This is a genomic window from Kluyvera intermedia (genome assembly GCF_034424175.1).
Lineage (GTDB): Bacteria > Pseudomonadota > Gammaproteobacteria > Enterobacterales > Enterobacteriaceae > Kluyvera > Kluyvera intermedia.
Genome location: NZ_CP139986.1, coordinates 754,799 through 775,154, shown reverse-complemented (window position 1 = coordinate 775,154; position 20,356 = coordinate 754,799). Strand labels below are relative to the sequence as shown.

At 53.0% G+C, this 20,356-nt stretch carries 19 protein-coding genes and 1 pseudogene; 10 read left to right on the top strand and 10 right to left on the bottom strand.

Features of this window, described 5'->3' with window-relative positions; all coding sequences use genetic code 11:
- Positions 1–92 precede the first annotated feature (92 nt).
- Both U0026_RS03690 and yghU read left to right on the top strand, forming a co-directional pair.
- Complete coding sequence (locus tag U0026_RS03690) at positions 93–641, top strand: DsbA family protein (RefSeq protein ID WP_373859558.1); 549 nt, start codon at positions 93–95, stop codon at positions 639–641.
- A gap of 53 nt (positions 642–694) precedes the next feature.
- Complete coding sequence (gene yghU, locus U0026_RS03685) at positions 695–1,558, top strand: glutathione-dependent disulfide-bond oxidoreductase (RefSeq protein WP_062776403.1); 864 nt, start codon at positions 695–697, stop codon at positions 1,556–1,558.
- 33 nt (positions 1,559–1,591) lie between these two features.
- On the opposite strand, the gene U0026_RS03680 is transcribed toward yghU, so the two are convergent.
- A complete protein-coding gene (locus U0026_RS03680) occupies positions 1,592–1,882 on the bottom strand; it encodes a DUF2623 family protein (protein ID WP_062776401.1) in 291 nt (96 codons plus the stop codon).
- 179 nt (positions 1,883–2,061) lie between these two features.
- Here U0026_RS03680 and U0026_RS03675 point away from each other — a divergent pair, with 179 nt between their 5' ends.
- On the top strand, positions 2,062–3,102 hold the full coding sequence (locus U0026_RS03675) for an aldo/keto reductase (RefSeq protein ID WP_062776400.1): 1,041 nt from the start codon (positions 2,062–2,064) through the stop codon (positions 3,100–3,102).
- 153 nt (positions 3,103–3,255) lie between these two features.
- On the opposite strand, the gene U0026_RS03670 is transcribed toward U0026_RS03675, so the two are convergent.
- Together U0026_RS03670 and U0026_RS03665 are read right to left on the bottom strand one after the other, a co-directional pair.
- Entirely contained in the window at positions 3,256–3,753 is a 498-nt protein-coding gene (locus tag U0026_RS03670; RefSeq protein ID WP_062776398.1) for a TIGR00645 family protein, read from the bottom strand.
- 70 nt (positions 3,754–3,823) lie between these two features.
- A complete protein-coding gene (locus U0026_RS03665; RefSeq protein WP_062776397.1) occupies positions 3,824–4,333 on the bottom strand; it encodes an ESA_00282 family adhesion-associated protein in 510 nt (169 codons plus the stop codon).
- A gap of 42 nt (positions 4,334–4,375) precedes the next feature.
- On the opposite strand from U0026_RS03665, the gene U0026_RS03660 reads away from it, so the two are divergent.
- Positions 4,376–4,831 carry a hypothetical protein gene (locus tag U0026_RS03660; protein WP_307154553.1) on the top strand — a complete coding sequence of 152 codons (456 nt, stop codon included), beginning with the start codon at positions 4,376–4,378 and terminating at the stop codon, positions 4,829–4,831.
- 1 nt (position 4,832) lies between these two features.
- On the top strand, positions 4,833–5,276 hold the full coding sequence (locus U0026_RS03655; RefSeq protein ID WP_062776395.1) for a hypothetical protein: 444 nt from the start codon (positions 4,833–4,835) through the stop codon (positions 5,274–5,276).
- On the opposite strand, the gene U0026_RS03650 is transcribed toward U0026_RS03655, so the two are convergent.
- The 5 genes from U0026_RS03650 to exbB form a co-directional block, all read right to left on the bottom strand.
- Complete coding sequence (locus U0026_RS03650) at positions 5,249–6,781, bottom strand: glycoside hydrolase family 43 protein (RefSeq protein WP_062776394.1); 1,533 nt, start codon at positions 6,779–6,781, stop codon at positions 5,249–5,251. The two genes, U0026_RS03655 and U0026_RS03650, sit on opposite strands and share 28 nt — an antisense overlap.
- 10 nt (positions 6,782–6,791) lie before the next feature.
- On the bottom strand, positions 6,792–8,219 hold the full coding sequence (locus U0026_RS03645) for a glycoside-pentoside-hexuronide (GPH):cation symporter (protein ID WP_062776392.1): 1,428 nt from the start codon (positions 8,217–8,219) through the stop codon (positions 6,792–6,794).
- A 153-nt stretch (positions 8,220–8,372) separates the two neighbouring features.
- Positions 8,373–9,824 (bottom strand): methyl-accepting chemotaxis protein, encoded by a 1,452-nt coding sequence (locus U0026_RS03640; RefSeq protein ID WP_062776391.1) that lies wholly within the window; start codon positions 9,822–9,824, stop codon positions 8,373–8,375.
- A gap of 236 nt (positions 9,825–10,060) precedes the next feature.
- The gene (gene exbD / locus U0026_RS03635; RefSeq protein WP_062776389.1) at positions 10,061–10,486 is read right to left on the bottom strand and encodes a TonB system transport protein ExbD; all 426 of its coding nucleotides are present in this window, start codon (positions 10,484–10,486) and stop codon (positions 10,061–10,063) included.
- A 6-nt stretch (positions 10,487–10,492) separates the two neighbouring features.
- Complete coding sequence (gene exbB / locus U0026_RS03630; protein WP_062776388.1) at positions 10,493–11,224, bottom strand: tol-pal system-associated acyl-CoA thioesterase; 732 nt, start codon at positions 11,222–11,224, stop codon at positions 10,493–10,495.
- A 251-nt stretch (positions 11,225–11,475) separates the two neighbouring features.
- Here exbB and metC point away from each other — a divergent pair, with 251 nt between their 5' ends.
- On the top strand, positions 11,476–12,663 hold the full coding sequence (gene metC, locus U0026_RS03625) for a cystathionine beta-lyase (RefSeq protein WP_062776386.1): 1,188 nt from the start codon (positions 11,476–11,478) through the stop codon (positions 12,661–12,663).
- A gap of 162 nt (positions 12,664–12,825) precedes the next feature.
- Positions 12,826–13,485: a DedA family protein gene (locus tag U0026_RS03620; RefSeq protein WP_062776384.1), complete on the top strand. Its 660-nt coding sequence runs from the start codon at positions 12,826–12,828 to the stop codon at positions 13,483–13,485.
- A 157-nt stretch (positions 13,486–13,642) separates the two neighbouring features.
- Here the strand turns inward: U0026_RS03620 and U0026_RS03615 are convergent, their stop codons facing one another.
- The gene (locus tag U0026_RS03615; protein ID WP_062776382.1) at positions 13,643–14,533 is read right to left on the bottom strand and encodes an AraC family transcriptional regulator; all 891 of its coding nucleotides are present in this window, start codon (positions 14,531–14,533) and stop codon (positions 13,643–13,645) included.
- A 196-nt stretch (positions 14,534–14,729) separates the two neighbouring features.
- Between U0026_RS03615 and yqhD the strand changes: the two genes are divergently transcribed.
- From yqhD to U0026_RS03600, 3 genes are all read left to right on the top strand, one after another.
- On the top strand, positions 14,730–15,893 hold the full coding sequence (gene yqhD / locus U0026_RS03610; protein WP_062776381.1) for an alcohol dehydrogenase: 1,164 nt from the start codon (positions 14,730–14,732) through the stop codon (positions 15,891–15,893).
- A 225-nt stretch (positions 15,894–16,118) separates the two neighbouring features.
- Positions 16,119–16,946: a 2,5-didehydrogluconate reductase DkgA gene (gene dkgA / locus U0026_RS03605; RefSeq protein WP_062776379.1), complete on the top strand. Its 828-nt coding sequence runs from the start codon at positions 16,119–16,121 to the stop codon at positions 16,944–16,946.
- Between the two features lie 107 nt (positions 16,947–17,053).
- Positions 17,054–17,986: a DUF3828 domain-containing protein gene (locus tag U0026_RS03600; RefSeq protein WP_062776378.1), complete on the top strand. Its 933-nt coding sequence runs from the start codon at positions 17,054–17,056 to the stop codon at positions 17,984–17,986.
- 103 nt (positions 17,987–18,089) lie between these two features.
- On the opposite strand, the pseudogene U0026_RS03595 reads toward U0026_RS03600, so the two are convergent.
- Positions 18,090–20,286, bottom strand: a pseudogene (locus U0026_RS03595) (YgiQ family radical SAM protein); the annotation flags it as partial.
- Between the last annotated feature and the right edge of the window lie 70 nt (positions 20,287–20,356).

Sequence of the window (20,356 nt, the reverse complement as noted above, 5' to 3'; positions counted from 1 at the left end):
GGATTAATCATACACCCGTGTATGCGAGGATGACCTATCGACGGGAAAAATAATCATCCGAAAAATGCACATTGATGACATCAGGAGTCCACATGAGTTTACAGGCACAACCGCTGGTCTGGGGCAACGGCGAACGTACATTCGAAGTGTTTCTTGAACCCACCTGTCCGTTTTCCGTTAAGACTTTCAATAAGCTTGACGCGCTGCTGGCGCTGGCAGGCGAAGACAAAGTCAGTGTCAAAATTCGTTTGCAGTCGCAGCCGTGGCATCTGTTTTCCGGGGTGATCGTTCGCTGCATCCTCGCCGCCTCTACGCTGCCGGAGGGCAAAGCCGCGGCGCATAAAGTGATGCAAGCGGTGGCGGATCATCGCGAAGAGTTCGAGTTTACCGACCATTGCAGCGGCCCGAATATGCAGGCCACGCCGCAGGACATTCTCGAGCGTATTGAGCGCTACAGCGGCGTGCAGTTAGCCGATGCATTTGCCCAGCCCACGCTGCAAAAAGAGATTAAATGGCACGCCCGCTATGCGCGACAAAACGGCGTACACGTTTCCCCAACCTTTATGGTTAACGGCCTGGTGCAGCCCGATTTGAGCAGTGGCGATGACGTTAGCGTGTGGGCCGCACGGATATTTGACTGAGACTGCTACACTTCACTACCTCAACACATCATCAAAAAATAAGGCGAGCGATTATGTCAGAGAACACCTATCAGCCTCCCAAAGTCTGGGAGTGGACGCAAAGCAGCGGTGGCGCATTCGCCAATATCAACCGCCCTATCTCCGGCGCAACCCATGAACAGGCGCTGCCGGTCGGCCATCATCCGCTCCAGCTTTATTCGCTGGGCACGCCGAACGGCCAGAAAGTGACGATTATGCTCGAAGAGTTGTTGGCGCTCGGCGTGAGCGAAGCGGAGTACGATGCCTGGTTGATTCGCATTGGCGAGGGCGATCAGTTCTCCAGCGGCTTTGTCGAAGTGAATCCGAATTCAAAAATCCCGGCGCTGAGCGACCACTCAACCACCCCGCCGACACGCGTATTTGAGTCCGGCAGTATTCTGCTGTATCTGGCGGAGAAATATGGTCACTTCCTGCCAAAAGATCCGGCCGGTCGGACGGAAACGCTGAACTGGCTATTCTGGCTTCAGGGTTCTGCGCCGTTCCTTGGCGGCGGCTTCGGTCACTTCTATAACTATGCGCCGGTAAAAATCGAATACGCAATTAACCGCTTTACGATGGAAGCCAAACGCCAGCTTGACGTACTGGATAAACAGCTGGCGCGCAGCCGTTACGTGGCGGGCGAGGAATACACCATTGCCGATATAGCTATCTGGCCATGGTACGGCAACGTGGTGCTGGGTGACGTTTATGGCGCGGCCGAATTCCTCGATGCGCAAAGCTACAAAAACGTGGTGCGCTGGGCGCAGGATATCGCCAGCCGTCCAGGCGTGAAGCGCGGGCGTATTGTCAACCGCACCAACGGCCCGCTGGATCAGCAGTTGCACGAGCGTCACGCTGCCAGCGATTTTGATACCCTGACTGAAGATAAGCGTCAGTAGTAATCATCTAATTCCGGGTGCTTGCACCCGGAATTACTGCCCTTCCAGCCGGTATCCAGCCATAAAGTAGCGAACGGTGGTACTGGAGTCGTGCTCTCTGAAGAAATCCATCACCATCTCTTTATCCAGCCCGTAGCGCCGCGTCAAAACCCCCGCCTCCCATGCGCTTAACTGCCGGTCACCGGTTTTTTCGAACATACGGTGCGAAAAACCCAGCACAAAGCCGCGCTTATAGTCAGTACAAAAGCCGAGGACCTTCTGCGCGCTGTCGGCGTAAGGTGCCTTCATTCCCGCAATGAGTCCTTTACCAAAATGGTTATCCATCATCCCCTCCCAATTCGTTATATATAAAATTATATAGCGGTTTTTTGAGCGCTGGCTAGTGCTATTTAAAGGCAACCGATTAAGGCGCGTTTTTCCCTCCGTGTGATCGACCGAACGGGCATTGCCGCAGAAACCACGTATGGTGGGAACAGCGTTTTAAAAAAAGAAAAGGAGACATTATGGCCTGGCAAGCAAACCCAGCCCGTTATCAAGAGATGCAGTATCGCTACTGTGGTCGCAGCGGTTTACAACTCCCGGCGCTGTCCCTCGGCCTATGGCACAGTTTCGGCCATATCCACGCCCTGGACGATCAACGCGCATTGCTGCGTAAAGCCTTTGACTGCGGGATAACTCACTTCGATCTCGCCAACAACTACGGCCCCCCACCGGGCAGCGCCGAGGAGAACTTTGGTCGCTTGCTGCGCGAAGATTTCGCTCCCTATCGCGACGAACTCATTATCTCCACCAAAGCGGGCTACGACATGTGGGCAGGGCCATACGGTTCCGGTGGTTCGCGTAAGTATCTGCTGACAAGCCTCGACCAGAGCCTGAAACGGATGGGGCTGGATTACGTCGATATCTTCTACTCTCACCGGGTGGATGAGCGCACGCCAATGGAAGAGACCACCAGCGCGCTAGCGCAGGCGGTGCAAAGCGGTAAAGCGCTTTACGTAGGTATCTCGTCTTATTCAACAGAGCGCACTCAGGCGATGGTCGAGTTGCTGCGCGAGTGGAAAATCCCGCTACTCATCCACCAGCCTTCCTATAACCTGCTCAACCGCTGGGTCGATAACAGTGGGCTGCTGGATACTCTGGAGCACAACGGCGTAGGCTGCATTGCCTTTACCCCACTGGCGCAGGGGCTGCTGACAGGCAAATACTTGAACGGCATTCCCGACGGTTCACGTATGCAAACGGAAGGCAAAAAAGCGCGCGGCCTGACGGAGAATATGTTGAGCGAAAGCAACTTAAGCAGCCTGCGGTTGCTTAACAACATGGCACAACAGCGCGATCAGTCGATGGCGCAGATGGCGCTTAGCTGGCTGCTAAAAGATAACCGCGTAACGTCAGTGCTGATTGGTGCAAGCCGCCCGGAGCAAATTGAAGAGAACGTGAAGGCGCTGGGTAATCTGCATTTCTCTGCCGAGGAATTAGCGCAGATTGATAAGCATGTAGCGGATGGGCAGTTGAATCTGTGGCAGGCGTCGTCGGATAAGTAAGTTGAGTGTGGGCACGATATGCCCCCTCTCCCTTAATAAGAGTGAGGGTGAGGGTTAATGCACCGCACCTTTCCCCCTCACCCTAGCCCTCTCCCCAGAGGGGCGAGGGGACCGAATTGTGCGGTCTTTCGTTATTGTGGTTCAAATAAGGGATCAGGATTTTTTTGCGCGCGTGAGGCTATCAAGATAACCCATCACAAACGCGGATAACACAAAGGTCAGGTGAATAATCACGTACCACATCAGCTTGTTGTCCGGGACGTTTTTGGCATCCATAAACACGCGCAGCAGGTGAATAGAAGAGATGGCCACAATCGACGCCGCCACTTTGTTTTTCAGTGACGTCGCATCCATTTTGCCCAGCCAGTTCAGCTTCTCTTTATCGGCACTGATATCAAGCTGCGAGACAAAGTTTTCATAGCCCGAGAACATCACCATCACCAGCAGCCCGCCAACCAGCGTCATATCCACCAACGACAGCAGCGTCAGGATCAGATCGGCTTCTGCCAGGCTGAAAATGTGCGGCAGAATATGAAAGATCTCCTGAAAGAATTTGATCGCTAAGGCCAGCAGTGCCAGCGAAAGGCCAAAATAAACCGGGGCCAGGATCCAGCGCGATGCATACATCAGATTTTCAAGAAAGCGTTCCATAATGTCCTGTGAGTCAGTCAAATTCGCGCCATTATATCCCAACATCGCAACAATATATCAACAGCTAAAACTAAACATCATGAGGACGGATGAATGGCCGCTGATAGTCCGGCCACACCAGCGCAACCAGTTCAGGGTAGGCTTCCCGGGCAAATTCCTGGTAGCTTTGCTGAAGCGTGGTCACCACCGGATCGCCAAGCGTGACCTGCTCGCCTTTCAGGCAACGGCGTTTGATTTCGTCGTAATATTCGTAAACGGCACCGTTGAGACTGCGACAACGCTCCTGGGCTTCAAACAGGCCGGGAATGTCTTTTAATTCGTCAGTCGACATACGCTTAATGGTGGACTGGATAAAGTCGATATACTCATGATTAATACGCCAATACCAGGCTGGCGTAATGGTACTCATCAGCCCGGCAAAATGGTTTTCACCTTCATCTTTGGTCAGCGGGGTGGCAACCGCTGGGGCAGCAGTTTCATTTTCGGTATCAGCCGCTTCGTTATTTTGACCATACATGAAAAATAAAATAATGGCGGTGAGCAACAGCAACACCATCACAAAATAAATAATACCGCTCATGGTTTTCTCCACTTTTTTTGATTTTAAAAGTGCTCCATGATAATGTCAACGAACCTCACTATAATAAAAATCACGCTCCAGCCAATCAATGATGACGCCTATATGATCGCTGAAACCCTTATCCCAGCTCGCTTTTGTATCTCGGCTATTGATGCCGAAAACCCTGATATGAAAGCAACTCAAGAACCGCTGCCTGCGAAGGCTACGCTCGCTGATTGGCAGGATGAGATATTGCTGGGCGGCGGGCAGTCGCGTAATCCCTTGCTTGAAGAGCACGATCGTCATATTAAAGACCGATTATATCGCGTGGCTAAAATTGAAGCTTTTGCCCTTATGCTAAATAACCTGGTACTTCAGGGAGAGATTTCCGCACTTGAGTTAAGTCAAATTATCGAGTTAAAAACCCAGGAAATAAATGAAGACGGTAATAAGATCTGGCTTAATTTAATGACTCAGGAAAGAGTCACCCCTTTGTTTTATAATCTGACGGATAAGTAGTATGAAACTTGTCGATGTTACTGAGGCTAATATAGCGTTAAGCCCGCAGATAAGTGATGACACTCTCCTTGCGCGAAATCTTCAGGTGCTGCGTGATGAAAAAAATGCCCAGGGCCGTCAGATCTCCAGCCCTCAAGCACCGATTCCTGCCACGCTGGTGAAGATGAAATGGCAAAATCGCCGCGAAATCTACGCTTATCAAGTCAAAGAAGAGATCTTTGGTGCTGCGCTGTGCGAAGTGATGGCACGTTACCCCCATCTGCGCGATAAGATTCTCGCGCATACGGAATCCTGCTATCAACATGTCCTGAGTCGGGAGACCGCGACGCTAACGATCAGTCGCGGCCTGGCCGATGGAGATTACCGGACAGCTAACGTCATCCTCAATGTCGACAAAGACGAGGAAAAACGCGCAGATCAGCCGTTAATATCCAGAGCAAAATGATTGAACGCGCAGGAACCTCGCGATGTTGCCTGCTCCAGCGATAACGCGACAAGCCCCACCTTAGCCCCCACCCATTTGCCTTTTCCAGCGGCGAAAGGCTGACAAACCCGCTGCCAGTCACCGTCACCCTGACGCCAGGCAAAACGGCAAATACCGCCCAGTGAAACCACCACCTTCATCTCACAAAATGCCGCATCGACATAGGTCAGCGCCTGACGGCTTTCGTGCACCACGCCCGTATCGCTCATCCAGCCCGTGACCCACAGCAACCGCTGCCTGTCGCTGCAGTTCTCTAAAAGCAGCGCGGCATAACGCTCACCATAGACAATCAAACCGCCTGCATCGCCGGGTGCGGCGGCATTCAGCGTCATCCGGGTCTGCGCACTGAACTGCCATGCCGGGAATTTTTGCAGCAGCAAGTTAGGCAGCCAGTAAAAATTGCGCTTCTCCTGCGCCTGCGGTAACCCACAGCAGCGAAGGCTGAGCTGCCCGTCGCCCGGTAACAGCCACGCGGGGTCAGGATTGGCCTGCCACTGCCATTGCAGCCCGGGCTTACCGTCGACAAAATCGTCGCTGGTCTGCGGTAACATAGGCTGCGATGATCGCAGGCTTGCGGGACGCGGCCAATGCATCACCGGCTGCCCCACGCCATCGTCATCAATTTGCTCCCCAATACGCGGCCAGCCATCTGCTTCCCAGTGCATCGGTTGCAGGTGAACTACTCGCCCGTACAAATGCGCGTCCTGGAAATGAACAAACCAGCATTCACCGTCGTCCAGCTCAACCCAGCCGCCCTGATGCGGGCCATTGACCGGCGTGTTGCCCTGGAACAGTACGTTTTTCGCGTGCCATGGGCCGGTCATACTCTTGGCTCGTAACACCGTTTCCCAGCCGGTTTCTACGCTGCCCGCAGGCGCAAAGATGTAGTACCACTCGCCCCGTTTATAGACTTTTGGCCCTTCCAGCGTCGGCTGGTCGACGCTGCCATCATAAATAATGCGCCCTTCACCTAGCAGCGAAGTACCGTCCGGCGACATGGCAAATAGCTGAAGCTGATGTTTTATTCCACTGCGACTGTGGGCAAATGCATGTACCAGCCAGGCTTCTCCGTTGTCGTCCCAGAACGGGCACGGATCTATCCACCCTTTTGCCGGTTGCACGCAGTGCGGGGCGCTCCATTCGCCCCTGGCATCATCGGTGTGAGACATGAAAATGCCTTCGTCCGGGGTACTGAAAAATACCCACAGCTTATTGTTATGCCAGCGAATGGACGGTGCCCACACCCCTTTTCCGGGTTGGTATTCATCAAACCCCGCCAGCGGTAACGCGTTGAAAACGTGGTTGATAATCGTCCAGTTAACCAGGTCCGTCGAGTGTAGAATTGGCAGCGCTGGCATATGGTTAAAACTCGACGAGACCATAAAAAAGTCATCGCCGACGCGCACCATATCCGGGTCTGAATAGTCGGCGCACAAGATGGGATTATGGTAATGGTTCGATGTCATCGTACCCTCCTTAGGCTTTATGTAACACGCTGGCCACGGTTTCTGGCTCCGCATTAACCTTCGTGGAATTCGCCTGCTGACGAGCGGACAAATCACGCTGAATGGTTGCCATGGCTTTGTCGTCCAGTTTGTAGAAGCGCGACAACCACCACAGCACCAGATAAGACAGCGATGGCCCCAATATCAGCAGCCCAACGATGCCCATCGTGGCCATTGGCGTTTGTACTGAAACCCCAGCCTGATAACCGAACAGTCCCAGCGAGAAGCCCACCACCGCACCAGCAACCGCCATGCCCATTTTCAGCGCGAACAGGTTGCCAGAGTAAGATAAACCAGTGATGCGACGACCAAACTTCCACTCGCCGTAGTCGGCGGCGTTAGCCATCATGTTCCACTTAAACGGTTGATACATTTGATGGAAGAAGCCAACGAGGAAGTACAGAGGGAAAACGACCGGCAGCCAGGTCGGCGGCACGAAGAACATAATCACACCCACCACCACCAGCAGCAGGTTGATATTTTTAAACAACGACACCGCCCGGTAACGCTTGGCCAGCCAGCCTGCGGCGATGCTGCCAATAATAGTGCCGACCACGCTGGTTGAGATAAACGCTGATTTCATCGCCGTGCCTGCCGCCGACTCCACCCCGCCCATCATTAAATAGGTGGCGTAGTACAGCGTTGCTGCGCCGCGCATGACTCCGGCCATGCTGGAGAAGAAGGTGATGACAGCCACGATCCGCCACTGATCGTTTGCCAGTAATGAGCGCAAATCTTCACGGATACTACTTTGCTGTTCGACCGCCGGTGCCACGCGCTCTTTGGTGGAGAAGAAGCAGAACACCAGCATTACAATAGCGATAGCCCCCATGATCCCCATGGTCGCCTGGAAGCCGAACTGCTTATCGTCTTTGCCCAGATAATCGACCAGGAATAGCGTGGCAACCGAAACCATCAATCCTGCCACTGACGAGATAGTGAAGCGGTAGGACTGCGCGGACAGACGATCCTTTTCATCGCGGGTGATCACGCCACCCAGCGCGCAGTAAGGAATATTGATAAAGGTGTAACACAGCATCAGCAAGGTGTAGGTCAGATAGGCATAAACCAGCTTGCCAGACTCACTAAAGGCAGGCGTGGTGAAGGTCATCACGGCCAGCACAGCATAGGGGATCGCAAACCAGATAAGCCAGGGACGGAAGTGCCCCCAGCGGGTTTTTACCCGGTCGGCGACAATCCCCGTGAGCGGATCGGTTATCGCATCCAGCACGCGAGTCACGAGGAACATCACCCCCACCGCTGCCGCGGAGAGGCCGTAAATATCGGTGTAGAACCAGGTCAAAAACATCGTTACCGAAGAGTAGACGATGCCGCAAGCGGCGTCGCCCATGCCGTATCCCAGTTTTTCTGCGATCGACAATTTAGTGTCATTTGCCACGAATCATTCCTCCCGAATTGAAGAGGCTTCAATGTAGGAGGATGAAAATCACAATCCTATTGTCATTTTTCGTACTGGCATTACGTTTTCTGGCAACTGCGTAAGTTGTCACATAACTGGACTATTTGTCATACATCTTTCAGTTTTGTGACCTCACACCAGGCGGAATACCGAGATGGCCGACTTAAGCTCACCGGTATGTCGCTGCTGCTGATGTGCCACCTGAATAGTCTGCGCCACGTGCTGTACGTTCTCCTGCACGCTGGCATCAATATGCGCAATGCTGCCTTTCATTTGCAGTACGCTGGTACGCTGCTGTTCGCTCATAGATGACAGCACGTCGACGCAGGCCTGTAAGCTGTTGATGTTATGGATAATCGCCGCCATGGTTTCCCCTGCCTGCTCAACCTGACTCGCTCCCTGATGCGTCCGCTCCACCGAGGTAGCAATCAATTGACGAATATCCCTCGCGGCACCCTCACAACGTAGCGCCAGCGTACGTACTTCCGCCGCAACAACCGCAAAACCTTTGCCATGAGCCCCCGCACGGGCGGCTTCCACGGAAGCGTTCAGCGACAAAATATTGGTCTGGAAGGCAATGCCGTCAATCAGCTCCAGAATGCCGTTAATTTTTAAGGATTCATCACGAATATGGATCATTGAGGTCATAGCCGAACGAATATTGTCCCCACCCTGACGGGCAACGTCGCTGGCTTGCATCGCCAGCGTACGCGCTTCGTTGGCCTTATCATTGGTGAGCGAGGCCGCGGCGGCTAATTGCTCCATTGCGCTGGCAGTCACCGCTAACGAGCGCGCCTGGTTATCGGTACGTTCAGACAGTGCGGTATTACGCTGAAGCAACGTTTGTGAAGCTTCCAGCAGTTGCGAGACGTTACCACTTACCTGCTCCAGCGTTTTGCGCATCGCGTCCAGCGTCAGACTAAAGGTACGGGCAAACGGAGAGCGGCTGGTTTTAGCATCGTGCGCCAGCGTCAGGTAGCCGGATTCCCGGTTAATTACCGCAGCAAGCTTTGCCACTTCGCTGGCCGAACGCGCATCCTGTTCCATGCGCACGGCGAGGAACACCAAAAATACCGTCTGCGCCACGACATACACCCCGTGCATGACAACCATATGCAGGCCGGTGTGCATAAAGACGGTAATATTGAAAAGACCATATTCCTGCAAATAATTAAAGGTCAGGTGATGCAGCGCAATCACTCCGGCCCCCATCATTAATGGCCGCCAGTCTCGCCACGCCAACAGCGCTGAGAGCAGGACAAAAACAGAAAAATGGTATTCGGTTTCACCACCACCAAGCTGAATAAGCAGCGCAGAATAAGCCATTAAAATAACAGCATACACCAGGCGGGTGAGTAATTTACCGGCAAAGAGTAGCGTCATTATCGTCGCCAGCACCGATAGAATGCTCGCCGCGATTAGCGCCAGCGTGAAGTTCTCATTCATACCGCCAACACCCAGCGACACGGCCCACATCACCCAGCTTAGTACCAGCAGTAGCCGGTCTGCTCTTTGACGAATTGAGGATAATGAAAACAGATCGTGATGCAATCCATCGGCATCTTTTGCAGTTGTTATAGCCATATTATTTTCCGTCCGCCGCAGGTGTTTTATATTATTGTTAGCGTTCAGGATTAAGCGTAGAAAGGTTATTTATGGCTAGCCACTACAAGGTTAAAAATATATTGATGAAATTAAGTCAGGCTAAATATTATTTAACCCATACTGTTATCGCTGGAGAATAATAAGACTTAAGGGAAATATTTATTGAGTAGGCAGTAAAATAGCGAATGGCGCATAAAATGCGCCATTCGGGAGACTTACTTTTTCGCGACGGTTTCTTCGCCGACGAGGCCAATCTTCAGATAGCCCGCCTGATGCAAGGTATCCATCACCTTCATCATCGTTTCGTAATCTACCGTTTTATCGGCACGGAAGAAGACGGTGGTATCTTTCTTGCCTTCCGTCAGCGCATCGAGCGACGTCACCATGTTGTCATCAGTAATCGGTTCGTTGCCGAGGAACATGGATTTGTCCGCTTTCACCGACAGATAAATCGGTTTTTCCGGACGCGGCTGCGGTTGGCTGGAGGAGGCCGGCAGATTAACTTTCACATCCACGGTCGCCAGCGGAGCAGCCACCATGAAGATAATCAGCAGTACCAACATAACGTCGATAAACGGCGTTACGTTGATGTCATGCATTTCGCCGGTATCGTCCAGATTTTCATTAAGACGCATAGCCATGGGGCATTAACCTACTCGTAATTTCTGGGCGGTACGAACCGGATGTACGCCGCTGGCGCTAAGATCCAGATCGCGGCTTTGCAGCAGCAATACCTGAGCAGCAACATCGCTGAGGTTCGCTTTGAAGCCACCGATAAGACGCGCAAAGATGTTGTAGATAACAACCGCAGGAATCGCAGCAAACAGGCCAATTGCCGTTGCCAGCAGGGCTTCTGCGATACCAGGTGCGACGACCGCCAGGTTAGTGGTTTGCGTTTGAGCAATCCCGATGAAGCTGTTCATGATACCCCACACGGTACCAAACAGGCCGACGAACGGGGAGATTGCACCGATAGTCGCCAAGAAGCCATTGCCGCGTCCCATGTGACGCCCAACCGCCGCCACGCGACGCTCAAGACGGAAACCGGTACGCTCTTTAATGCCTTCGTTGTCTTCCGAACCCGCAGAGAGCTCCAGCTCGTTCTGCGCTTCGTTAATTAACTGACTGCTCAAGCTGCGGGCATCAAACGCCGTCGCCACTTCGCTCGCCTGGTTAAGGGAACGTACGTCACCTAACAGTTTTTGTTCGCGCTTGAGGCGGCGCTTATGGGCGAGAAGTTCGGCACCCTTACTGAAGAAAATAGCCCAGGTGACGACGGATGCCAGTATCAGACCAATCATGACCACTTTAACCACGATGTCGGCATGTTGATACATACCCCAAACGGAGAGATCCGCCTGCATCAAATTATTACCCACTGTGTATCTCCAGGACATAAATCACAAAATCTGAGCACAATAATATCAAAAAAACTTCGAATTGATAGTAGTTCTCATTAGTATTTGCATATTGACCTAAATCACACTTATTTTCCTTGCGCTTACGCAGTAAAAAAGTTTTCCGCGCGCGTTAAAGCAAAATTTTCTACTGTATGCATGTGAAACGGTACACCCTCTCTGCAATCGTGTTAGTTTAGACGTCCAGACGTATAAAAACAGGTAAACACAAGATGGCAGACAAGCACCTCGATACCGCGCTGGTTAACGCCGGACGCAGCAAGAAATTTACGCAAGGATCGGTGAACAGCGTGATTCAGCGTGCATCCTCGCTGGTCTTTGAAACGGTGGCTGCCAAGAAACATGCCACCCACAACCGCGCTAACGGCGAGCTGTTTTACGGACGTCGCGGGACCTTAACCCACTTCTCCTTACAAGAAGCGATGTGCGAGCTGGAAGGCGGTGCAGGCTGCGCACTGTTCCCCTGTGGTGCGGCGGCGGTCGCGAATACGATTCTGGCGTTTGTCGAGCAGGGTGACCATATTCTGGTGACCAATACCGCCTACGAACCTACCCAGGATTTCTGTTCCAAAATTCTCGGCAAACTGGGCGTGACAACAAGTTGGTTTGATCCCTTGATTGGCGAGGAGATTGCAGCGCTTGTTCAGCCCAATACTAAAGTGGTGTTCCTTGAATCCCCGGGTTCCATCACTATGGAAGTACACGACGTTCCGGCAATTGTTGCCGCCGTGCGCCGCGTGGCACCGGACGCCATCATCATGATCGATAACACCTGGGCGGCGGGTATTTTGTTTAAAGCGCTGGAATTCGGCATCGATATCTCCATTCAGGCGGGCACCAAATACCTGATTGGCCACTCCGATGCGATGGTGGGTACCGCGGTCTCTAACGAACGGTGCTGGGCGCAGCTGCGTGAGAATGCCTATCTGATGGGCCAGATGCTTGATGCCGACACGGCCTATATGACCAGTCGCGGCCTGCGAACGCTGGGCGTGCGTTTACGTCAGCACCATGAAAGCAGCCTGAAAGTCGCCGAATGGCTCGCCCAGCAGCCACAGGTTGAACGCGTCAACCATCCTGCACTGCCGGGCAGTAAAGGGCATGAGTTCTGGAAACGTGACTTTACTGGCAGCAGCGGCTTGTTCTCGTTCGTTCTGAAAAAGCATTTAACTCAGGATGAACTGGCAACCTATCTCGATAATTTCACCTTGTTCAGCATGGCGTATTCGTGGGGCGGCTTCGAGTCGTTGATCCTTGCTAATCAGCCAGAAGAGCTTCAGGAGATCCGTCCCGACGGCAAAATTGATTTCAGCGGCACCCTGATTCGCGTTCATATCGGTTTAGAAAACGTTGACGATCTGATTGCGGATTTATCAGCAGGTTTTTCACGCATCGTGTAACATAACCTCAAGCCCGGCGTCGCCTGGCGCCGGGTGTAAACCAATCCCGCATTGTTGTCAGTAATTCAGAACAACGTCGCTTCATTTGTTGCGCACACGATCAAGGTGTTCTTCATCTTTCACGCGTACAATGGGCGAAAATGCTGTTCCACAGGAATGTTCATGGTCGTAATTCAAGATATTGTCGCCGCGCTTTGGCAGCACGATTTTGCTGCTCTGGCGAATCCGCACGTTGTGGGGATCGTTTATCTGGTCATGTTTGCCACACTGTTTCTGGAAAACGGCCTGCTTCCCGCGTCATTTTTACCCGGTGATAGCCTGTTGCTATTGGCGGGCGCGCTCATTGCGAAGGGCGTGATGGGCTACGTGCCGACACTCATTATCCTGACGACCGCCGCCAGTCTGGGCTGTTGGCTAAGCTATCTTCAGGGTCGCTGGTTGGGAAACACCCGTGTGGTAAAGAGCTGGATGTCACAGCTGCCGGATAAATACCTTCAGCGTGCAACCTGCATGTTTGACAGACACGGTTTGCTGGCGCTCCTGGCGGGACGTTTTCTGGCATTTGTGCGCACCTTACTGCCTACAATGGCGGGGATTTCCGGGCTGCCTAACCGTCGTTTCCAGTTGTTCAACTGGCTGAGCGCGCTGTTGTGGGTCGCTGTGGTGACCGGTCTGGGCTATGCCTTGAGCATGATTCCGTTTGTGAAACGCCACGAAGACCAGGTGATGACCTGTTTGATGATCCTGCCGATTGTTCTGCTGGTCGCGGGTCTTTTGGGCACGGTTATCGTGGTGATTAAGAAAAAATACTGCGACGCGTGATTGCATCGTCGGGTCAGACGCCGAGCCTCCCCGGGGTCGGCGTGAACGCCTCGCCCGGGCTACGATTTGCCCGGTTTCACCATACCGAATTTGACCGGGCTACGGCATTTGACATTGTAGCTCGGCCAAGCGCAGCGCCGCCGGGGTTGGCCCCGCACTATATCCCGCGTAATCTTGCCGCATCTTCCCCCGGCGTCATGCCGAAATAGCGCTTAAACTCGCGGCTAAACTGTGATGCGCTTTCATAGCCTACCTGCATCGCCGCCGCGCTGGCCTTCAGGCCGTCATGCACCATCATCATCCTCGCTTTGTGCAAGCGGTAAGCTTTCAGATATTGCAGCGGCGACGTGCTGGTCACGGATTTAAAATTATGGTGGAACGCTGACAAACTCATATTCGCCTCGGCAGCCAGTTGGTCAACGCTCAGCGTTTCGGTGTACTGGCCCTCAATACGCTTTAGCACCCGGCTAATTTGGCTGAAATGCGTTTGACGACTCACCAGCGCCATCAGCGCCCCGCCGCGCGGCCCGGTCAATACGTGATACAGCATTTCGCGGATGATCTGCTTACCCAGAATACGTGCGTCCAGCGGATGCTCCATGACATCCAGCAGTCGTTCTGCGGCACAAAGGATCTCATCTGATAACGTGGCGGAGTTAATGCCGCTTTCCGCAATCCCTGGGCGGAACAGCGTATCTTCCCCAATCTCCATCAGCAGTTCCTGCAACTGCAAAATATCGACATCAAGACGTAATCCGGCCAATGGCGCTTCTTCGGTCGCAAAAGTTTCACATTCGAAGGGTAAAGGTACGGTAAGCAGTAGGTATTCATTGGCATCGTAGCGGAAGGTACGCTCGTTGATATAACCGATTTTATAACCGGAAAAGAGAAAAACGATGCCAGGCCGGTACATCACCGGCGTGCGCGCATAAGGCTGTGTACCGTAAAGTAGCTGGATATCCGGCAGCAAGGCTCTCAGGTTTTGTTCTTTATTTTTCAGCTGCTTAGTTTTTTCTGTCAGCAGCGCACAGATCTCTTCACGGTTCATCAACGAACGCTCCAGTTCCCTTTTACGACGCTATCATTCTGGCTGTGATTAACGTATTTCTCCAGCCCTATGGAGAAATAGGCAAGACAAACGCAGAAATGTGCATTGAGGGCTGCGGCTGCGAAGACCACAATGGTGTCATTCGGCGGTAACCCCTCACCGCCCTCTTTTTAACCCACCGATAAGGGAACGAGCCATGTTTAATTTTGATCTTCACACCCCAACCCGCATTCTGTTCGGCAAAGGCGCTATCGAAAATCTGCGCGCTCAAATCCCTGCTGACGCACGTGTTATGGTCACCTACGGCGGCGGCAGCGTAAAAAAAACCGGCGTACTGGATCAGGTGCTGGATGCACTCAAAGGTCTGGACGTGCTGGAATTTGGCGGCATTGAACCAAACCCATCGTATGAAACGCTGATGAACGCGGTGAAAATTGCCCGCGAACAGAAAGTGACCTTCCTGCTGGCTGTCGGCGGCGGTTCCGTACTCGACGGTACCAAATTTATCGCCGCAGCGGCGCACTACGACGTCAACATCGACCCGTGGGAAATCCTTGAAACTTACGGCAGCAAAGTCACCAGCGCAATCCCAATGGGCTCTGTGCTGACGCTGCCAGCGACCGGTTCTGAATCAAACAAAGGTGCCGTCGTTTCACGTAAAACTACCGGTGACAAACGCGCGTTTATGTCACCACACGTACAGCCAGTATTCGCCATTCTTGACCCGGTTTACACCTACACTCTGCCTCCTCGTCAGGTTGCGAACGGCGTAGTTGACGCCTTTGTTCACACCGTTGAGCAGTACGTCACCTATCCGGTTGATGGCAAAATTCAGGATCGCTTTGCGGAAGGTATTTTGCTGACGCTGGTCGAAGACGGCCCGAAAGCGCTGCAAGAACCAGAAAACTACGCTGTGCGCGCCAACATCATGTGGGCAGCAACTCAGGCTCTGAACGGTCTGATTGGCGCAGGCGTCCCGCAGGACTGGGCGACGCATATGCTGGGCCACGAGCTGACCGCAATGCACGGTCTGGATCACGCCCAAACGCTGGCTATCGTTCTGCCTTCTCTGTGGAATGAAAAGCGTGATACCAAACGCGCTAAGCTGCTGCAATACGCCGAACGCGTGTGGAACATTACCGAAGGTTCTGACGATGCGCGTATCGACGCTGCCATCGCCGCAACCCGTAGCTTCTTCGAACAGATGGGCGTGCCAACTCGCTTCTCCGACTACGGCCTGGACGGCAGTTCTATCCCTGCACTGCTGAAAAAACTCGAAGAACACGGTATGACCAAACTGGGTGAAAATCAGGATATTACCCTCGATGTAAGCCGTCGTATTTACGAAGCAGCACGTTAATCGTTTTCCGCTTAGCCTTTCGTTTTTGCATATTTTTCCCCTAAATAATTCGAGTTGCAGGAAGGCGGCAAGAGAGTGAACCCCAGGAGCTTACTCAAGTAAGTGACTGGGGTGAACGATCGTAGCCAACGCACCTGCAACTTGAAGTATGACGGGGATAGACCAAACTTGATCCTACAAACCTTCTCGGGCTCGCCCCGAGAAGTTCGTGAAAAGGAGAAATGCATGACAAATCCAACCGTGATTAAGCTGCACGATGGCAATGTAATGCCGCAGTTGGGCCTGGGCGTATGGCAGGCCAGCAATGAAGAGGTAGTCACCGCAGTTCATAAGGCTGTCGAGGTGGGCTACCGGTCTATTGATACCGCCGCCGCATACAAAAACGAATCGGGAGTCGGTAAAGCGATTAGCAGTGCGGGTATTCCTCGCGAAGATCTGTTTATCACCTCCAAGCTGTGGAACGATGCACATTTACGCCCTGCCGAAGCCCTACAGGAGAGCCTGGAACATCTTAAGCTCGACTATCTTGATCTGTATTTAATCCATTGGCCCGTGCCTGCCATCGACCATTATGTTGAAGCCTGGAAAGGGCTGATTGAGCTGCAAAAGCAGGGGCTGGTCAAGAGCATCGGCGTGTGTAACTTCCAGGTGCCTCACCTGCAACGCTTGATTGATGAAACAGGCGTTGCACCGGTGATTAACCAGATCGAGCTCCATCCGCTGATGCAGCAACGTCAGTTAAATGCCTGGAACGCCACGCACAAAATTCAGACCGAATCCTGGAGCCCGCTCGCACAGGGTGGTGAAGGTGTTTTCGATCAGAAAATCATTCATAAACTGGCAGAGAAATACGGTAAAACGCCTGCGCAGATTGTGATCCGCTGGCACCTCGACAAAGGCCTGGTGGTGATCCCGAAATCGGTCACGCCATCGCGCATTGCGGAAAACTTTGATGTCTGGGATTTCCGTCTGGATAAAGACGAATTAACCGACCTCACCGCACTGGATAAGGGCAAACGTTTAGGCCCGGATCCGGATCAATTCGGCGGTTAACCCTTCAAGCCCGGCTCTCGCCGGGCTTTTTCAGAAATCATCAATACCCTTCCTACGCTCGACGTTGTTAACTTGCCCGATGACTTTTCATCTTCAGGGACGTACTCATGAAATCACTGGCGACATGGCCGTTGCTGTTTATTTTCATTCTTTTGAACTTTGTCCCAACGGCTCAGGCCGGCATGCCGTTGTTATCACCCGAGCAGACTATCAGACAGGTTTATCAACCCTATACCGGTGATACCGCCTACGCTAAATTTGACCCATCCTCGTTTTCTGCACGACTGCGCCAGGCCATTACGCTAGATGAAAAATTAACCTTGCCAGGCGACGGGAACTGGCTTGACGCCGATCCCCTCTGTAATTGCCAGGATTTTCAACATCTTGTACTAGAAAACGTCACGGTTGAACAGAAATATGCCGGACACGCTGATGCCAAAGTGCGCTTTCGCCCCTTTAGTGACAACCCGGAGACTGTCTCACAGACGCTACGCCTGGTCGCAGAAGGCAATCGCTGGGTCGTTGATGACATCATCAGCAATGAAAACAGCCTGTACCACTCCCTTAATAGCAATAATCAGCAAACGCTCGCCGCCCTTGCCGCCATGCAAAGAGAGCAGCCACAGGATTATGTTCGCGCCTTGTTCGAGCATCTTAACGATGCCACCTGGCCGTGGACGTGGGTCGTTTCTGACGACTACCGTCAGGCGGTGGAGATTTATGAGCAAGCAGCCTTTCATACCGATACCGACAAAACCCATGACTGGCAGTATCTCTATGCCAATCCACTGTGCAACTGTGATGCCACGAAGTTTGTCAGCCCCAATGCGCTTAAGGTCGTTGAGCACACCGCCACCAGCGCTCGTGTTCAAGTGAAGCTCATGCTGGGCAATAACAGTCAACAATCCTCATTCTCTCAGATCCTCAATCTACAACGCATTGAAGGTGACTGGACGGTCGCGGATGTGGTTCGCCCACAAGAGGGAAGTTTGCTGGCACAGATGCGCGCCACAACATCAAAGATGGAGAAAGGAAACTAATAATAAAAAAGGGAATGGAAGCCTGTTCAGGCTCCATTCCCTTTCACTCAACGACTACCGATTAACGTGAGGCGGTTTTCACGCGTTTTTTGGTATTCGCATTGGCTTTCGGCGTTTGACGCTGATGCTCTACCGGCGTGTGCTTGGTCAGCGCCGGACGCGTATTACGATTCAGGCGACGCGCTTCGCGCATTTCATCAATCGTCGGTGCCGGTACCAGACAGTCACGACGGCTGCCAATCAGGTGCTTTTTACCCATGTTCTCCAGCGCCTGACGAATCAGCGGCCAGTTAGCCGGATCGTGATAGCGCAGCAGCGCTTTGTGCAGACGACGCTGCTTATCACCTTTCGGGATCACCACGTCTTCACTCTTATAACCAATCTTACTCAGCGGGTTCTTGCCGGTGTAATACATGGTGGTCGAGTTTGCCAGCGGCGACGGATAGAAGTTCTGCACCTGATCCAGGCGGAAACGACGCTGCTTCAGCCACAGCGCCAGGTTCACCATATCTTCATCACGCGTACCCGGGTGCGCGGAGATAAAGTACGGAATCAGATACTGCTCTTTACCCGCCTGTTTTGAAAAGGTATCAAACAGTTCTTTGAAGCGGTCATAGCTGCCCATCCCCGGCTTCATCATCTTAGACAGCGGCCCTTCTTCGGTATGTTCCGGGGCAATCTTCAGATAACCACCGACGTGGTGCGTCGCCAGTTCTTTAATGTAGCGCGGGTCTTCCACGGCAATGTCATAACGTACGCCAGAAGCGATAAGGATCTTTTTAATCCCTTTCAGATCACGAGCGCGACGGTAGAGATTGATCGTCGGTTCGTGGTTGGTGTCCATGTGCTCGCAAATACTTGGATAGACACAGGACAGACGACGACAGGTTTGCTCGGCGCGCGGTGACTTACAGCGCAGCATATACATGTTGGCCGTTGGGCCGCCAAGATCGGAGATAATACCGGTAAAACCAGGAACGGTGTCACGAATGGCTTCGATTTCGTTAACAATCGAATCTTCAGAACGGCTTTGGATAATACGCCCTTCGTGCTCGGTAATTGAACAGAAGGAACAGCCGCCGAAGCAGCCGCGCATGATGTTAATCGAGAAGCGGATCATCTCGTAGGCCGGAATGCGCGCATCGCCATATGAAGGATGCGGAACACGCTTATACGGCAGCGCAAACACGCTATCCATCTCTTCAGTAGACAGTGGAATCGCCGGTGGATTGACCCAAATATAGCGCTCACCGTGTTTTTGCATCAGCGCACGTGCACAACCTGGGTTGGTTTCATGATGAAGAATACGTGACGCGTGTGCGTAAAGGACTTTGTCGCCTTTCACCTTCTCAAAAGAAGGCAACAGCACGTAGGTTTTTTCCCACGGCTTCGGACGTGCCGGCTGGACCGTCACGCGCTTGGCTTCTTGTTTTGGCGGCGCCACGGTTTTGTTATCAGCGCACGGCAGATCTTCACCGTACGGATGCGGAATAGGGTCGATTTTGCCCGGCATGTCCAGGCGAGTGGAATCCACCCCGCTCCAGCCCGGCAGCGCTTCTTTTACCATGATGGCGGTGTTACGCACATCGCGGATATGGCCGATAGGTTCACCAGCAGCCAGACGGTGCGCGACTTCCACCAATGGACGCTCGCCGTTACCGAACATCAACATGTCGGCTTTGGAGTCGACCAGCACCGAGCGACGCACGGTATCAGACCAGTAATCATAGTGCGCAGTACGACGCAGGCTGGCTTCGATACCGCCCAGGATCACCGGCACATCTTTCCACGCTTCTTTACAGCGTTGGGTATACACAAGCGTCGCGCGGTCCGGGCGTTTGCCCGCCACGTTACCTGCGGTGTAAGCATCGTCATGACGCAGCTTGCGGTCTGCGGTATAACGGTTAATCATCGAGTCCATGTTGCCTGCGGTCACACCGAAGAACAGGTTCGGTTTGCCCAGACGCATAAACTCGTCTTTGCTGTTCCAGTCCGGCTGCGCGATGATCCCGACACGGAACCCCTGCGCTTCCAGCATACGACCACAAATCGCCATCCCAAAGCTTGGGTGGTCGACATAGGCGTCGCCGGTTACCAGAATGATGTCGCAGCTATCCCAGCCAAGTTGATCCATCTCTTCGCGTGACATCGGCAAAAACGGTGCCGGCCCAAAGCAGGCGGCCCAGTACTGCGGCCAGGAGAAAAGGTCGCGATCCGGTTGGATCAGGGAGATAGCGCTCATTATGCTTCCAAAAAAATGGTAAAAAAATAATCAAAGGTCGGGGATTATAAGCCTGAATGCCGTACGAATGAAGCGGGAATTTTAACGGATTGATAACCCGGCGTCGCGCTGCTCGGCCGGGCTATTGA

Excerpts from the sequence above, each read along its gene's own strand:
- U0026_RS03620 (WP_062776384.1), top strand. The coding sequence starts at position 12,826 with ATGGTCGTAATTCAAGATATTGTCGCCGCGCTTTGGCAGCACGATTTT.
- yghU (WP_062776403.1), top strand. The coding sequence starts at position 695 with ATGTCAGAGAACACCTATCAGCCTCCCAAAGTCTGGGAGTGGACGCAA.
- metC (WP_062776386.1), top strand. The coding sequence starts at position 11,476 with ATGGCAGACAAGCACCTCGATACCGCGCTGGTTAACGCCGGACGCAGC.
- U0026_RS03680 (WP_062776401.1), bottom strand. The coding sequence starts at position 1,882 with ATGGATAACCATTTTGGTAAAGGACTCATTGCGGGAATGAAGGCACCT.
- U0026_RS03650 (WP_062776394.1), bottom strand. The coding sequence starts at position 6,781 with ATGACATCGAACCATTACCATAATCCCATCTTGTGCGCCGACTATTCA.
- U0026_RS03600 (WP_062776378.1), top strand. The coding sequence starts at position 17,054 with ATGAAATCACTGGCGACATGGCCGTTGCTGTTTATTTTCATTCTTTTG.
- yqhD (WP_062776381.1), top strand. The coding sequence starts at position 14,730 with ATGTTTAATTTTGATCTTCACACCCCAACCCGCATTCTGTTCGGCAAA.
- U0026_RS03690 (WP_373859558.1), top strand. The coding sequence starts at position 93 with ATGAGTTTACAGGCACAACCGCTGGTCTGGGGCAACGGCGAACGTACA.
- dkgA (WP_062776379.1), top strand. The coding sequence starts at position 16,119 with ATGACAAATCCAACCGTGATTAAGCTGCACGATGGCAATGTAATGCCG.
- U0026_RS03675 (WP_062776400.1), top strand. The coding sequence starts at position 2,062 with ATGGCCTGGCAAGCAAACCCAGCCCGTTATCAAGAGATGCAGTATCGC.
- U0026_RS03670 (WP_062776398.1), bottom strand. The coding sequence starts at position 3,753 with ATGGAACGCTTTCTTGAAAATCTGATGTATGCATCGCGCTGGATCCTG.
- U0026_RS03655 (WP_062776395.1), top strand. The coding sequence starts at position 4,833 with ATGAAACTTGTCGATGTTACTGAGGCTAATATAGCGTTAAGCCCGCAG.
- U0026_RS03640 (WP_062776391.1), bottom strand. The coding sequence starts at position 9,824 with ATGGCTATAACAACTGCAAAAGATGCCGATGGATTGCATCACGATCTG.
- U0026_RS03660 (WP_307154553.1), top strand. The coding sequence starts at position 4,376 with ATGTCAACGAACCTCACTATAATAAAAATCACGCTCCAGCCAATCAAT.
- exbD (WP_062776389.1), bottom strand. The coding sequence starts at position 10,486 with ATGGCTATGCGTCTTAATGAAAATCTGGACGATACCGGCGAAATGCAT.
- U0026_RS03615 (WP_062776382.1), bottom strand. The coding sequence starts at position 14,533 with ATGAACCGTGAAGAGATCTGTGCGCTGCTGACAGAAAAAACTAAGCAG.
- U0026_RS03665 (WP_062776397.1), bottom strand. The coding sequence starts at position 4,333 with ATGAGCGGTATTATTTATTTTGTGATGGTGTTGCTGTTGCTCACCGCC.